11 protein-coding genes are annotated in these 15,552 nt (G+C 63.6%); 7 read left to right on the forward strand and 4 right to left on the reverse strand.

The genetic code is table 11. The features are described 5' to 3' along the window. Window positions 1–161 precede the first annotated feature (161 nt). A complete protein-coding gene (locus LR961_RS02940; RefSeq protein ID WP_232146928.1) occupies window positions 162–608 on the reverse strand; it encodes a hypothetical protein in 447 nt (148 codons plus the stop codon). An 88-nt stretch (window positions 609–696) separates the two neighbouring features. Between LR961_RS02940 and LR961_RS02945 the strand changes: the two genes are divergently transcribed. After that, the gene (locus LR961_RS02945; RefSeq protein WP_232146929.1) at window positions 697–2,778 is read left to right on the forward strand and encodes an NHL repeat-containing protein; all 2,082 of its coding nucleotides are present in this window, start codon (window positions 697–699) and stop codon (window positions 2,776–2,778) included. A gap of 116 nt (window positions 2,779–2,894) precedes the next feature. Here the strand turns inward: LR961_RS02945 and LR961_RS02950 are convergent, their stop codons facing one another. From LR961_RS02950 to LR961_RS02960, 3 genes are all read right to left on the reverse strand, one after another. Beyond that, on the reverse strand, window positions 2,895–5,876 hold the full coding sequence (locus tag LR961_RS02950) for a TonB-dependent receptor (RefSeq protein ID WP_232146930.1): 2,982 nt from the start codon (window positions 5,874–5,876) through the stop codon (window positions 2,895–2,897). Between the two features lie 859 nt (window positions 5,877–6,735). Beyond that, window positions 6,736–9,762, reverse strand: coding sequence for a TonB-dependent receptor (locus LR961_RS02955; RefSeq protein WP_232146931.1), 3,027 nt, complete (start codon window positions 9,760–9,762; stop codon window positions 6,736–6,738). A gap of 391 nt (window positions 9,763–10,153) precedes the next feature. Next, entirely contained in the window at window positions 10,154–10,531 is a 378-nt protein-coding gene (locus LR961_RS02960) for a YciI family protein (RefSeq protein ID WP_232149169.1), read from the reverse strand. Window positions 10,532–10,691: 160 nt separating this feature from the next. Between LR961_RS02960 and LR961_RS02965 the strand changes: the two genes are divergently transcribed. The 6 genes from LR961_RS02965 (at window position 10,692) to LR961_RS02990 (ending at window position 15,522) form a co-directional block, all read left to right on the forward strand. Continuing rightward, complete coding sequence (locus tag LR961_RS02965) at window positions 10,692–11,126, forward strand: YciI family protein (protein WP_232146932.1); 435 nt, start codon at window positions 10,692–10,694, stop codon at window positions 11,124–11,126. 26 nt (window positions 11,127–11,152) lie between these two features. Beyond that, on the forward strand, window positions 11,153–11,590 hold the full coding sequence (locus LR961_RS02970; protein ID WP_232146933.1) for a VOC family protein: 438 nt from the start codon (window positions 11,153–11,155) through the stop codon (window positions 11,588–11,590). Then, window positions 11,590–11,997 (forward strand): VOC family protein, encoded by a 408-nt coding sequence (locus tag LR961_RS02975; RefSeq protein WP_232146934.1) that lies wholly within the window; start codon window positions 11,590–11,592, stop codon window positions 11,995–11,997. The genes LR961_RS02970 and LR961_RS02975 overlap by 1 nt, the downstream gene beginning before the upstream one ends. Window positions 11,998–12,058: 61 nt before the next feature. Beyond that, complete coding sequence (locus LR961_RS02980; protein WP_232146935.1) at window positions 12,059–12,415, forward strand: DUF1428 domain-containing protein; 357 nt, start codon at window positions 12,059–12,061, stop codon at window positions 12,413–12,415. A 139-nt stretch (window positions 12,416–12,554) separates the two neighbouring features. Further along, a complete protein-coding gene (locus LR961_RS02985) occupies window positions 12,555–13,820 on the forward strand; it encodes an RNA polymerase sigma factor (protein WP_232146936.1) in 1,266 nt (421 codons plus the stop codon). Between the two features lie 52 nt (window positions 13,821–13,872). Further along, window positions 13,873–15,522 carry a M28 family metallopeptidase gene (locus LR961_RS02990; protein WP_232146937.1) on the forward strand — a complete coding sequence of 550 codons (1,650 nt, stop codon included), beginning with the start codon at window positions 13,873–13,875 and terminating at the stop codon, window positions 15,520–15,522. Window positions 15,523–15,552 lie beyond the last annotated feature (30 nt).

Below are 15,552 nucleotides of genomic sequence, written 5' to 3' on the forward strand. Positions count from 1 at the left end.
CAGCGTCTGGGCGGCGATGAAGTTGCGGCCGCGGCGCACTTGCCGGGAGCGCCGAGCCACGCTCGGCAGGCGGGTTTGTCTGCAAGGCCTCAGCGGAGCATTGCTCCGCTCTACTGCCGGGTCTGATGGCACGACGGGCGTGCCGGGGGATCGCATGCCGTTTACGGCAGCTGCAGTTCTTTCCAACCGACGTGGTGCATCAACTCGCGTACCACCAGTAGTGCGGCGACGAATCGGGGCTGTTCCGGGATGCCGAGGCTGCGCGCTGGCAGGCCGGCGGCGACGGCGGCCAACTGGTTGAAGGCGCGCTCCACTGCTTCGACCGTCAACGGCGCTCCCGCAGGCTGGCCCAGCACGGCGGGCAGTTCGGCCAATGTCTGATCCGCCAGTTGCAGCAGCTCCAGCGGTTGCGCACGCAGGGCGGGCATCTGCGCCATCAACGCATCTTCGGTGGTGGCGATGGCCTGTTCGAGCGCGAGTTCGGTGGGCGGGAAATGGCCCAGTCCTGCCGCCAGCAGCTGCTCCAGCGACAGTTGCAGGGGGATCGCTTCACCCTGCGCCGGTTGCAGGCGGATGGGTGCGGTGTCCAGGTACAGGCGGGTGCTCATGGATGTCTCCGTCGATCGGGACCGATGGCAGGTTACGCCTCGCTGCGTGAGCGTCTATCGTGCCCGCTCCGGAACAGGGTAGGTGTGGATGGAACGCAAGTATTGGATCAGTGCTGTAGTCGTGGTCACCGGCGCCGCATTGGCAGCCAGTTTTCTGTGGGTACCGACGCCGAAAGGCCCGGTAGGGCCGGCGCCGACGCCGCTGGGCTGGCAGGCCTCGATCGAACTGCTCGGCGGAGATGGCATTGCCGGCAACAGCGCCGGCAGCGCGGCGCAGACCCGCTTCAGCGACCCCTGGGGCGTGGTGATGGGCGGCAGCGTGCTGTTCGTTGCCGATGCCGGCGACAACAACCGCATTGTCTATCGCGGCCTGGATGGCGCATTCCATCTGCTGGCCGGTGGTCGCGAAGGGTTTGCAGACGGGCAGGGTGCGGCCGCCGCGTTCAATACGCCATCGGGCATTGCGCTGGACCGGCACGGCAACCTGTACGTGGCCGACACCGGCAATCACGCCATCCGCAAGGTGACGCCGCAGGGCCAGGTCAGCACCGTGGCCGGCAATGGCATGGCCGGTTTCGCCGATGGCACGGGCGCGCAGGCACGCTTCGACGGCCCGATGGGCGTGGCGGTGGGCGCCGACGATCGCATCTACGTCGCCGATACCTGGAATGACCGTATCCGCGTGATCGAGCCCGATGGCCGCGTGTGGACGCTGGCCGGCGGCGAGCGTCCGGGCTGGGAGGACGGCGCCGGACCTCTGGCGCGTTTCGACACACCCACCGACGTGGCGCTGGATGCGCAAGGCAACGTGTGGGTGGCCGACCTGCAGAACAACGCGCTGCGCATCGTCAGCCCGCAGGGCATGGTCAGTACCCGCGTTGGCACGCCCGGCGGCGAGCGGCTGCTGTGGGGGCCGATGGCAGTGGCCCTGACCCATGACGGCGTGGCTTACATCAGTGAGCGGCTCAGTGGCCGCGTGGTGCAGCTCTCGCCGAGCGGCCACATGGTGGCGGTGGCAGGCAACGACGCGCAGCGCTTCGCGCGACCGGCCGGTGTGGCGGTGGCCGCCGATGGCAGCCTGCTGCTGGCCGATGCCGACGCGCACCGCGTGCATCACCTGCGGCCCTTGCCTGTCGGTGTCGAGCCGCCGCTGGTGCAACTGGGGCCGTCACCGGACAACCCGCTGCCACGCAACGAGAAGCGTTGGCCGCTGGCGCCGCAGACCGGTTGGCATGAAGTGACCGGCACGCTGGGCGAAGTGCGTGGCAACTTCAGCGGCGAGAGCCGTCATCACCTGCACAGCGGTTTCGACGTGCGTGGTGATGTGGGGCAGACCGTGTTGGCGGTAGCGCCGGGCAAGGTCAGCAGCCCGGCATCGACCTGGACGCTGGGCGGGCAGGCGGAAGGTTTTTCGCTGGATAAGCTCGACTACATCCACATGAAGGTCGGGCGCGATGCGTCCAATCGCCCGCTGGATGCCAAGCGTTTCCAACTGGTCAACGACGAACACGGCCAGTTGGACCGCGTGCGCGTCCGCCGAGGCACCCGCTTCCAGCCGGGCGACGCATTGGGCAGCATCAACAACCAGGCGCATGTGCATCTGGCAGTCGGCCCGTCGGGCTATGAGCGCAACGCGGTGCGCCTGGGCTTCGCCAACTATGCCGATCACGTCGCGCCGAAGATCGACGACATCGCGCTGTTGGATGCCAATGACCAGCGTTTGAAGGACACGGTGGACGGACGCCTGCGCGTGGCCCGCGATGGCGATGGCCTGCAACTGGTGGTGGAGGCGTGGGACCAGGTCGACAACAACCTGCCGCGTCGCCGTCTTGGCCTGTACACGCTGGGTTACCAGATTCTGGACAGCAACGGTCGAGCATTGCCCGGTTACGAGCAGCCACGGATGAACATCATCTTCAACCGCATGCCGCCGCAACGCGAAGCCGTGAAGGTGGCCTACGCCGCCGACAGCGGCATCACCGTGCATGGCAGCAGCAGCACGCGCTTCCGCTACGTGCTGACCAACACCGTGCGTGACGGGCTGCTGTCCACCGGCCTGCTGCAACCTGCGGAGCTGCTGCCGGGGAATTACACAGTCCGCGTTACGGCGAAGGATTACAGCGGGAATGAGGCGGCCAGCGGTCGTGAGCTGCAGTTGCAGGTCGAATAACGCGCGTTCGATGCGGCTGTTCCCGCCCGGACGCACATAAAAAAGCCCCGGCATGATGCCGGGGCTTGAAGTGACTGCAATCAAAGAGAGATTGTTTTCACATCCCGCTCGTTCGATCAGAAATCGTACGAAGCGGTCAGACGCACCGAGCGCGGCGCGGTGTAGTACGTGCCGATGCCGTAGGTTTCCGAGATCTTCTTCGGGCCCACTTCATAGACGGCATCGCTCTGCACCGGCTTCAGTTCATTGAACACGTTGAACACGTTCAGACCGAAGGCCAGCTTGTGGTCGGCGAAGGACGGGCGGTACTGGACGCCCAGATCCAGACGCTTGGTCCACGGCTGGCGACCGGCATCACCCGGACGCGACGGCTTGCCACCGCAGTAGTGGTAGGCCGCTTCGTAACCCATCGGATCGGTGATGTCGGTGCCGTAGTAACCCAGGCAGCTCTTGGGCATGCCCGAGGCGATGCTCATCGTTGCCGAGGCGGTCCACTCATCATTGAACTGATATGCGGCGAAGCCCTTGAGCTGGTGGCGACGATCGTTGGCCAGGTAGCCACCGGCGTACTCCATCAGATACGAGCCATCCCAGTCCTGGGTCTTGGACACGTCGTCCTGACCGATGTCGGACTTGACCTGGCCTTCGGTATTGCCGAAGTTGCGCGACCAGGTGTAATCCAGGCGGCCATACCACTTGTCGCTCATCGGATGTTCCAGGAACAGGTCGATGGCAACGTAGTCGCGCTTGGCCTTGGTGCTGCCGAAGCCCCAGTCATGGCCGCTCATCTGCAGGCGCGTGTAGCCGGAGCCGTCAACATTGGCCAGCATGAAGGTGTTGGTCTTGCCCGGGTTGAAGATCAGGCAGCCCGGAATGGTCACCGAATCCGGGTCCACACCCATGCCGGTCAGCTTGTCGGCCATGCGGTCGGGGTCGCAGACGTCGTCGATTGCAGCCTGCAGGCGACGGTAGGTGACCTTCGCACCGGTGTTCCAGGACTGGCCCAGGGTCTTCTCAAAGCCGAGGATCAGTTCGTCCTGGTACTGCGACTTCAGGTCGGTCGGTGCCACCGAGTACGGGTCCGGAGCTACGCCATATTCGTTGTTGGACGAAACCGGGCCCGGGCCAAGTGCGGTCAGGCCAGTCGGGTTGCCGTCAGCATCGATGCCGGAGTAGGTGAAGTACTCACGGGTGTAGGTCGAAGCCGAGGCGCCACGGATGGCGACGCTGTTCGGCAGAGCCAGGTAGTAACGGCCCAGGTTGGCGAACACCTTCAGCGAGGAATCACCAAATACGTCCCAGCTCACGCCGGCACGCGGTGCCCACTGGTCGCCGCTTTCCACATAGGAGATGGCCGAGCTGTTGTAGTTGGTGAACTTGTCATTGCGCAGGCCCAGCGTCACCAGCCAGTTCGGCGTGATCTGCCAACGGTCTTCCAGGTAATAGGCTTTCTGCTTGACGCTCATGCTGGTGGTGGTGGAGAAGATGTACTTCTGCACCATGTAGCCCTCACCGCCCGGCGGGGCGATGTTGAACTTGCTGTTCGGCGATTCGTTCGGGTCCAGCTGCGAGTAGATCCACGCATAACCCGGGCCGGTCATCGACTGGCCTTCGTTGTGCGCGTTGTAGTACATGTTGTCGATACCAGCTGTCAGCTCGTGATTGCCGATACGGTATTCCAGGTCCACGCGCAGGCCGCGGGTCTTGCTGCCGGCGTCGTCCGCCTTGCCTGCATTGGTGGCCTGCGAGTTGCGGATCGGCGTACCACCGGTGATGGACGGATCCTGGTAGGCCGAACCACTGATGTAGGGCAGCGGCGAGTCGCTCGGATTTGAGGACAGGTTGTCCTGCTTGCTGCGCCCGTAGGTGGCGCTCAGGGTCAAGTCATCGGTCAGGTAGCCGGTGTACTTGAAGATGTCGTAGGTGTCCTTGAGCTTGGTGGTGTTCGGGTAAACACCCGTACGACCGCCTTCGGACAGATCGTCATAGTCAAACGCGGTGTAGTAACCGGCCTGACGGTCGGTGTTCTGGATGCGGGTGTATTCCAGGGTGTGGTCGTCGGTGATGTTCCAGTCAACCTTGCCGTAGAACTTCGGTGCGCTGTAGCTGTAGTTGTTGCGCGCCTGCTGCGCCGATTCAATGCTGTTGGTGGAGACACCGTCGGTCTTGTTTGACTCGGCGGCCAGGTGCACGAACAGGCGGTCTTCGATCAGCGGGCCGCTGACATAGCCGCTGTAGGTGGTCTGGGTCTTGGTGTCGTTGTTGCGATAGCGGTAGATGGAACCATCACGCGGATACCAGATATCACGCGGCGAAGCTGCCAGGCTGTCCGGGGACCAGGTGGTCTGCACGCCGAAGTGCCACTCATTGGTGCCACGTTCGCCAATCTGGTTGATCACGCCGCCGGTGGAACGACCGTAACGGGCGCTGTAGCCGCCGGTGTAGGTTTCCTGCTGATTGATCGAGCCGTACGGCAGGCTGACGCCGCCCATGTTGCTCAGCGGGTTGGAGGCATTGAAACCGTTGATGTAGTACGCATTCTCGGTGACGCTGGCGCCGCCGAAGGACAGCACGGAACGCGAGCCGTTGCTGAACTCACCGCTGCCAGGGATGACGCCAGGTGCCAGCAGTGCAATGGCTTCGGCGCTGCGGCCCAAAGGCAACACGGCCAGCTGTTCGGAAGTAACCACCGACTTGGAGACGGTGTTGCTGACGTCGATCTTGGGCACGCTGGCCGCAGTAACGGTCACCGCATCCAACGTGGTGGCACCGTCACCACCGAAGGACACCTCGGTACCCGTGCCAACCTTCAGCAACACGTTCTCGCGCTTGTCGACCACGGCGCCGTCGCGCTGCAGGGTGACGGAGTAGTTGCCCACCGGCAGCGAGCCGAGGTTGTAACGGCCGTTGGCATCGACCGTGGCGGTGCGCTTGAGGCCGGATTCGTTCTGCACCGTGATGGTTGCGCCGGCTGCGGCAGGGGCGCTGCCGTACAGCGAGCCGGTGGTGCTCTGGGCGGCGGCGGCGCCGATGACGGAGGTCAAGATCACCGCGAGCGCTGTGCGCTTCAGGCGGACTGCTTTCGTTGCACTGCTCATTGAATTCCTTTGATCGTTGGAAGCGATTACGTGTCTTGAGCTGCGCCGATGTGAAACTACCGTTACAGCTGAACGAAATATTAATTTCATTTGCACGGACTTTGCAATATCAGATGAAACGAAATTCAAGTCATTGAAAACAAAGAAAATTAGTTTCTATATGCAAGGTGAATGGGCGCTCGGGCGTGCTCGAAATGTCTTCCAAGACTGGCTTGAGCCACAACTTTCGGGGAGTGGATTCCCGTCTGGGTTACCCGCGAACAGACGCTGGGAGGTGGTCGCTCTGTTGTTTGAATCGATGCGGAAAGAGCGGGACAACCGGCTTCCAGCCCAGGGGGCTTCCAGCGTTCGGGCCGGCTTGGTTGTCGCTTCCCACGGGTGTGCTCGATAGATCAGGTAATTGCCCGTGTGGCGGTACCCGCCACAACGCAATCGGCAGATCGGGCCGCCCGGATCACGGCAGATATTGCGTCGCTGCTTCGGCCTGCGGATTGGCATCGAGTCTTCCCGCACCGGGTGTTCCGCTGCTTGTGTCTGTGCGGAACGAAGGCAGTTGCGCTGGCTGACACGGTGGCATGGCCGTGAGGATGCAGATGCTGAACTGCGTCGGATTGTTCACTTTGGCTGCGGTAGCCAGCGGTGCGCGCGGCACTGTCCGCAAGTTCGCCAAGCGTGCCTGTCGCACCGTGTACGTGTGAATTGCTCGGCTCCTGGCCAGCGCAACACCGGCTTCGTTGGTGTCGAGGCTGCGGATGTGGAGGAGAGGTGCGCGAATGCAGGCAAAAAAAGCCCCAGCACAAGGCTGGGGCTCAAGCATTTTGCCAGAGAGATACCTGCTGTGGAGCTGTGTTGCTGATGGTCAGAAGTCGTACGACGCGGTCAGGCGAACCGAGCGTGGCGTGGTGAAGTAGGTCTCCATGTCGTAGCTGTTGGAGATCGTGTAGGGGTCAGATTCGTAGACCGCGTCGGATTGGATCGGCTTCAGCTCGTTGAGCACGTTGAACACATCCAGGCCGAAGGCAAGCTTGTGATCGGCGAACGCAGGCCGGTAGATCACGCCCAGATCAATCTGCTTGGTCCAGGGCTGGCGGCCGGCATCGCCCGGCTTGGATGGAACGCCGTCGCAGTAGTGGTACGAGGAGCCGTAGTCGATCGGATCTTCATGTTCAGGCCCGTAGTAGCCCAGGCAGTTCTTCGGTGCACCGGACATGACACGCAGCGTCGCCGATGCGGTCCATTCGTCGTTGAACTGATAGGCACCATAGCCCTTGAGCTGATGGCGACGATCATTGGCCAGGTAGCCACCGGAGTACTCCATCAGCAGCGCCGAGTCCCAATCCTGGGTCTTGGAGATATCGTCCTGGCCGATATCGGATTTCACCTGGCCTTCGGTGTTGCCGAAGCTGCGTGACCAGGTGTAGTCCAGGCGCCCGTACCACTTGTTGCGCAGCGGGTGCTCGATGAACAGGTCCACCGCAACGTAGTCACGCCTGGCCTCGTTGTTGCCGAAGCCCCAGTCGCTGGCGCTCATCTGGAAAGCCGTATAGCCGGAGCCATCGGTGTGGGTGGCCAGGAACGTATTGGTTTTGCCGGGGTTGAAGATCACGCAGCCAGGAACCTCCAACCCGGAGGTATCCACGCCGGTCGACTGCAGCTTCGCCAGCATGCGGTCGGGATCGCAGACATCGTCGATGGCGGACTGCAGACGGCGATAGGTGAACTTCGCGCCGCTGTTCCAGGATTGGCCGATGGTCTTCTCGAAGCCAAGGATCAGCTCATCCTGGTACTGCGACTTGAGATCGGTCGGAGCGATATTGGCCGGATCCGGCGTTTGCCCGTACTCGTTGTTGGTCGATACCGGCCCGGGGCCGAGTGCGGTCAGGCCGGTCGGATTGCCGTTGGCATCGATGCCTGTGTACGTGAAGTACTCGCGGGTGAAGGTCGAGGCGGACGCGCCGCGGACTGCGACGCTGTTGGGCAAGGCGAGGTAATAGCGGCCGAGGTTGGCGAACACCTTGAACGAAGCATCCCCGAACACGTCCCAGCTGGCGCCCAGCCGCGGTGCCCATTGGTCACCGCTCTCGACGTAGGGCTGGGCGGCGCTGTTGAAGTTGGTGAACTTGTCGTTGCGGATGCCCAGGGTCAGCAGCCAGCGTGGCGTGACCTGCCAGCGGTCTTCCAGGTAATAGGCCTTCTGCTCCACCGCCATGCTGGTGGTCGTGGAGAAGATGTACTTGTAGACATAGTAGCCATCCCCTCCCGGTGGGGTGATGTTGAAGCCGGGGCTGGGCGACTGGCCTGGCGCGATGCGCGAGTAGTACCAGGCGTAGCCGGGGCCGGTGATGGTCTGCCCCTCGTTGTGGCCGTTGTAGTACATGTTGTCGATGCCGGCGGTCAGCTGGTGGTTGCCGATGCGGTAGTCCAGGTCCACGCGCAGGCCGCGGGTCTTGCTGCCGGCGTCGCGCGCCTTGGTATCGCGCGCCGCCTGGCCATTGCGGATCGGTGTTCCACCGGTGATCGCCGGATCCTGCAGTGTTACCCCGCTCAGGTAGGGGTCGTCGGATTCAAGCGGGTTGTACTGCAGGTTCTTCTGTTCACTGCGGCCCCATACCGCGCTCAGGGTCAGGTCGTCGGTGAGGTAGCCGGTGTACTTGAAGATGTCGTACTCGTCTTCGAGCTTGGTGATGTCCGAGTACGTTCCCGTGCGCTCGCCGCTCTGCAGGCCCTCGTAGTCGAATGCGGTGTAGTAACCGCTGCTCCGATCATTGTTCTGGAACCGGGTGTACTCCAACGTGTGGTTGTCGGTGATGTTCCAGTCGATCTTTCCGTAGAACTTGGGTGTGCTGATGGTGTAGTTGTTGCGCGCCTGGGTGGTCGAGGAAATGCTGTTGGTGCTTGCCCCTTCACGCTTGTTCGATTCGGCAGCCAGATGGACGAACAAGCGGTCTTCGATCAACGGTCCGCTGACGTATCCGCTGTAGGTGGTGGAGCTGGAGGTGTCGTCATCGCGTGATCGGTAGAGCGTGCCGGGGCGGCTCGGGTCCACGTATTCGGAGCCGGGAGGCAGCGTATCGTTGGGATACCAGACATCGCGCGGCGAGGCTGCCAGTGACTTGGGCGACCAGGTGGTCTGGAAGCCGAAGTGCCATTCGTTGGTACCGCGCTTGCCCAGCTGGTTGAGCACGCCGCCGGTGGAGCGGCCATAGCGCGAGCTGTAACCGCCGGTATAGGTTTCCTGCTGGTCGATCGAGCCGTAGGGCAGGCTGGCGCCGCCCAGTGCGTTGTACGGATTGGAGACATTGAAGCCGTTGAGGTAATAGGCGTTCTCGCTGACGCTTGAACCGCCGAAGGACAGCACCGAGCGCGAGCCGTTGCCGAAGGCACTGCTGCCGGCAATCACGCCGGGTGCCAGCATGGCGATGGCTTCGGCGGTGCGTCCCAGTGGCAGCACGTCCAGTTGCTCGGAAGTAATGACGGACTTGGCCACGGAGGTGGAGACGTCGATCTTGGGCACGTTGGCGGCGGTGACCGTCACCGCATCGAGCGTGGTGGTGCCCTGGGCCCGGAAGGAAACCTCGGTGCCGGTGCCGACCCGCAGCAGGACATCCTGGCGTTGTTCGATCACACGGCCGTTGCGCTCCAGCTTCACCGTGTACTTGCCCACCGGCAGCGTGCCGAGGTTGTAGCGGCCGTTGGCGTCCACGGTGACGGTACGCTGCAGGCCCGATTCGTTCTGGACGGTGACGGTTGTTCCATCAGCCGCAGGCGCCTGTCCGAACAGCGAGCCGGTGGTGCTCTGGGCGAAGGCGCCGCTGATGCTCGCGCCCAGTACCAATGCCAACGTGGTGCGCTTAAGTGCGTGGTTCTTGTGTTTGAAACTTGTCATGTATATCCCCGAGAAGTTGCGCTCTGTCCTGGTGCCCTGTTGTGCGGGGCGCTGACATTGCGGTTCGCAGAGAGTGCAATGCGGCAAGACGATACGTGCCGGAAAATTGTTGGGATCGAATCGATGCGGGGCGTTCAATGCGCTTGTTTTATGAAAAACAAACGCTTGGAATTGTTTGTCCGTATTTTCTCGCTTACTCGAAAATTGCCTTGAATTCCGCTGTTTTCACAATGCAGGGGAACAGTTGAAAAGTTCCTGCGTAAAAATCGGTGCGCACAGTGCAAAGGGGCATCGGAAGTACGGACGGCAGAAACAAGAGAGCCCGGCATCAGCCGGGCTCTTCGTTTCCATATCTTCCTTCTGCGTACCGCATCCGCATCAAGGCGGTCGATCAAGCTCCCACGCGCACCCGCTCGGCGTCGAGGTCATCCAGCGGCCTGACTTCGATGCTGCCGTAGGCCGACCAGGGGAACTGCCTGGCGATGCGCATCGCTTCATCGGCGTCGGCGGCTTCGATGAGATTGAAGCCGGCCAGGACCTCCCGGGTTTCGGCGAACGGACCATCGATGACGCGGGCCTGGCCCTGGCGACTGCGCAGGGTCTGCGCACTTTCCACCGGCTGCAGCCTCTGTGACAGCAGCAGTGTTCCCTGGGCCTGCAACTGGTCGGCGTGCTGGATGCAGCCACGCATCAGCACGTCGTACTCGTTGGCGGGCAGTGCTTGCAGCAGTTCCGGTTCGATATAGATCAGTAGCAGGAATTTCATCAGGCGGACCATCGGTGGCGTGTCGGGCGATGATGCCGCATAGGTGTTGCTGCGTTGCCGCATAAACATGTTCAGAAAATTTCCCCGGATGAATGTCGAAAACGTCAGCGCTGGTTCGTCGTAGTAGGTGTGAGCTGGCAAAGGGCCGGCGACGGAGACTGCGATGAAAGTGATGGTGATAGTGAAGGCCAACGCCGACAGCGAGGCCGGGGTGATGCCGAGCCAGGCTGAACTGGCGGCGATGGGTGCCTTCAACGAGCAACTGGTCAACGCCGGCATCATGCTGGCTGGCGAAGGCCTGCATCCCACCGCGAAAGGCGCGCGGGTGCGCTTTGACGACGCCAGCAGGCGCAGTGTGATCGACGGCCCGTTCACCGAAACCCGCGAGCTGATCTGCGGGTTCTGGCTGTGGCAGGTGCGCTCGATGGATGAGGCCGTGGAGTGGCTCAAGCGCGCACCGTTCAATGCCGACGGCACCGAGCCGATTGAGGTGGAAATCCGCCCCATCTTCGAGGCCGAGGATTTCGGCGACGCCTTCACCCCGGAATTGCGTGCGCAGGAGCAACGTCTGCGCGAGCGCATCGAAAGCAACAACTGACCCTTCCGCACGACGAGGAAATGACCATGAAACTGATTCCCTTCCTGGGCTTCAATGGCAATACCCACGAGGCGATGGCGTTCTACGCCAAGGCACTGGGCGGCAAGGTGGTATCGGAAATGAAATACGGCGACATGCCGCCCAGCGCGGACATGGATGGCGAAGGTTGCGGTGGCTTCAACCCGACCCCGGACCAGGTGGCGCACAGCCAGGTTGAGGCCGGTGGTGCGGTGCTGATGGCCGCCGATGGCCCGCAGGCCGAAGGTCAATGCGCGACCACCATCAACGTCGACGTGGACAGCGTCGAAGAGGCCGAACGCGTGTTCGCCGCGCTGGCCGAAGGCGGACAGGTGCAGATGCCGCTTGCCGAAACGTTCTGGGCAACACGCTGGGGAATGCTGGTGGACCGCTACGGCAAGCCGTGGATGGTCAACTGCATGAAGCCGATGGAGGGTGGAAAGTAATGACGACCACGCCACAGATGATCTTCGTCAACCTGCCGGTGCGTGACCTGGAAGCATCGAAGAAATTCTTCGCAGCACTGGGTTACAGCTTCAACCCGCAGTTCACCGATGAGAACGCCACCTGCATGGTCATCAGCGAGAGCATCTTCGTGATGCTGCTGGTGGAGCCGTACTTCGCAACCTTCAGCCCCAAGCCGCTGTGTGATGCGCGCACGCACACCGAAGTGATCACCTGTCTGTCGGCCGAAAGCCGCGCGGCGGTTGATGTGCTGGTGGACAAAGCCATCGCTGCGGGCGGCAGCGAGCCGATGCCGATGCGCGATTACGGATTCATGTACCAGCGCGGCTTCCAGGACCTGGACGGGCACCTGTGGGAAGTCGTGCACATGGATGGCGAGCCGGGCTGATCCGCATGCGGTCGCGCGTTGGCGCGGCCGCTGTCCTGTTCCAGCAATGGAGGAAACAACCATGAGTTACGTTGATGGATTCGTGGTGCCGGTGCCGCAGGCGCGGCTGGCCGAGTACCGGCGCATGGCACGCAAGGCCGGCGCGGTGTGGAAGGAGCATGGCGCGCTGGCGTATCTGGAAGCGGTGGCCGATGACGTGCAGCCCGGCAAGCACACCTCGTTCCCGCAGGCAGTGAAACTTAAAAAGGATGAAGTGGTGGTGTTCGCCTACGTGGTGTACCGCTCACGCGCGCATCGCGACCGGGTCAATGCCAAGGCGATGGCCGATCCGCGACTGGCCGGCATGGACGCCAAGACCATGCCGTTCGACGGCAAGCGCATGTTCTGGGGCGGCTTCAAGACCTTCATTGATCTGTGAACCCCGCGTCCTGTCCGCGCGGGAGCCGGGCGGGGCCCATGCATGCTTGATCACGCACGACCGGTAGCCGGTTCGTGCGTGATGCCATCTGCCGTGCCGGCTTGCATGCACAGCGCCGCAGTGGTGTGATCGCGGGCTGATGGAACACCCCGAACTCCAGCGCAGGCTCGACACCTTATGGCGAATGGAATCGCCACGCCTGGTTGCGCGCCTGGCGCGGATGCTCGGTGATCTGGACAGCGTCGAGGAACTGGCCCAGGACACGCTGGTGGCCGCGCTCGAACACTGGCCGAAGCAGGGCATTCCCGATAATCCCGCAGCCTGGTTGATGGCCACCGCGCAACGGCGCGCCATTGACCGGCTACGGCAGCGGCGCCTGCATGCCCAACGGCAGGTGCAGGTGCTGGACGAGCAGCAGGAGCACGTCATGGGGGCTGACCAGGCTGACCACGCGGATGATATCGGTGACGACCTGCTGCGGCTGGTGTTCGTTGCCTGCCATCCGCTGTTGCCGCCTGACGCGCGCGTGGCGCTGACCCTGCGCCTGCTGTGTGGCCTGACCACGGCCGAGATCGCACGCGCCTATCTGCAGCCGGAAGCCACCATCGCCCAGCGCATCACCCGCGCCAAGCGTTTGTTGGCCGAGCGCCAGGTGCCGTTCGAAGTGCCGCGTCGGCAGGAATTGCCGCAGCGGCTGCAGTCGGTACTGGACGTGGTCTACCTGGTGTTCAACGAGGGCTACGCGGCCAGCAGTGGCGAAGACTGGATGCGTCCGGCGTTGTGCGAGGAAGCACTGCGGCTGGGCCGCGTGCTGCATGGCCTGATCCCGGCAGCGGTGCCGGTGCTGGGCCTGCTGGCGTTGATGGAGTTGCAGGCCTCGCGGCTGCGTGCGCGCAGCGGCAGCGACGGTACCCCGGTGCTGCTGATGGAGCAGGACCGCAGCCGCTGGGACTGGTTGCAGATCAGCCGTGGCGTGGCGGCGCTGGACAAGGCCACCGCACTTGGCGGCACTGATGATCCTTATGTGCTGCAGGCGATGATCGCCGCCTGCCACGCGCAGGCCCGACGCGCCGAGCAGACCGACTGGTCGCGCATCGCCACGCTGTATGGGCAGCTGGCCGAAGTCAGCCCGTCGCCGGTGATCGAGTTGAACCGCGCGGTGGCGGTGGCCCAGGCGCATGGCGCCCAGCAAGCATGGCCGCTGGTGGAAGCGCTGGCCGACGATGCCCGCCTGCAAGGCTATGCACCGCTGGCGGCGGTACGCGGTGATCTGCTGGACAGACTCGGCCGCAGTGCCGAGGCACGCGCGGCCTTCACCCAGGCCGCAGCCCTGAGCGGCAACGCCCGCGAGCGCGACATCCTGCTGGCCCGCGCCGCAGGCGTGCCCTCCGGCACTGCCCGCTGAGGCGTGGGGCTGGCTACACTCGGCCCGTTGCCTGACCCAGTGGAGATGCAGTGTGAAGCGAGTAGTGATCAGCCTGTTGGCGATGTCGGTGTCCACGGCCCTGATGGCCGCACCACCCAAGTTCGATGGTGCGCGTATTTCGGCCGACGTGAAGGAGCTTTCCTCGGACGCATATGAGGGCCGCTCCCCGGCCACCGCCGGCGAGGAAAAGACCATTGCCTACCTGAGCGGGCAGTTTGCCGATGCGGGCCTGCAGCCGGGCGGCGACCTGAAGGACGGCAAGCGCCTGTGGACCCAGGCAGTCCCGCTGCTCAAGGGTGACATCGTCGGCAAGCCGGTGTTGTCGTTGTCCAGCAACGGCAAGCCGCAGTCGCTGACCCAGGGCCAGGAAATCGCCGTGCGCGCGGCCATGAACGGCGACAGCCAGGTCGCCATCGAGAACGCGCCACTGGTGTTCGTTGGCTATGGCGTCAAGGCTGCCGAGCGCAACTGGGACGACTTCAAGGGCGTGGACCTGAAGGGCAAGATCGCCGTTGTGCTGATCAACGACCCGGACTTCGAGACCGGCGCCGGTGACTTCGACGGCAAGGGCATGACCTACTACGGCCGCTGGACCTACAAGTACGAAGAAGGTGCGCGCCAGGGCGCGGCCGGCGTGCTGATCGTCCACGAAACCGCACCGGCATCCTACGGCTGGGCCACCGTGGCCGGCTCCAACACCAACACCATGTTCGACGTGGTGCGGCAGAACCCGGCCGAAGCGCACCCGGCGCTGGAAGGCTGGATCCAGCGCGACCTTGCGGTGGACCTGTTCAAGCGCGCCGGCCTGGATTTCGAAACGCTCAAGAAGCAGGCGCAGTCGCGTGACTTCCAGCCGGTGGAGCTGAAGGGCGAGACCTTCTCGGCCAACTACCAGGTCAAGAACGAAGTCATCACCTCGCACAACGTGGCCGCGCGCCTGGAAGGCAGCAGCCACCCCGACGAAACCATCGTCTACAGCGCACACTGGGACCACATCGGTGTCGGCGAGCCGGACGCGCGTGGCGACCGCATCTTCAACGGCGCGATGGACAATGCCAGCGGCACCGCCGCACTGGTCGAACTGGCACGTGGTTTCGCCAAGCAGCCCCGCCCGCAGCGTTCGATCCTGTTCCTGGCGGTCACCGCCGAGGAAAAGGGCCTGCTGGGTTCGGAGTATTACGCCAGCAACCCGCTGTACCCGCTGTCCAAGACGGTGGCGCTGATCAACATGGACGGCATGTCGCCGTACAGCCCGTCGCGTGACTTCGGCATCTACGGCTCGGCCAGGATGGAGCTGCTGGACCAATTGAAGGACGTCGCCAAGGGTTGGGACATCCGCTACACGCCGGACCCGAAGCCCGAAGCCGGCCTGTTCTTCCGCTCCGATCACTTCCCGTTCGCCAAGCGTGGCGTGCCGGCGCTGTCGTATGCGGCGGGTCAGGACTGGATCGACGGTGGTGTGGAAGCCGGCAAGAAGGCCTCCGACGACTACACCGCCAAGCGTTACCACCAGCAGGGCGACGAGTGGCAGGCCGACTGGACCTTCGCCGGCGCCGTGCGTGACCTGGAAGTGGTCTACACGCTCGGCGAGCAGTTGGCCAACTCGCGCAGCTGGCCGAACTGGAGCACGGAAGAGGCGTTCCGCGCGGTGCGTGACGCCAGCGCTGCAGAACGCAAGTAAGTAAAAAGCGATCGCCTGAAGCCCCTCTCC

Origin of the sequence: Stenotrophomonas sp. SY1, from assembly GCF_021202945.1 — a bacterium.
Taxonomy (GTDB): domain Bacteria; phylum Pseudomonadota; class Gammaproteobacteria; order Xanthomonadales; family Xanthomonadaceae; genus Stenotrophomonas.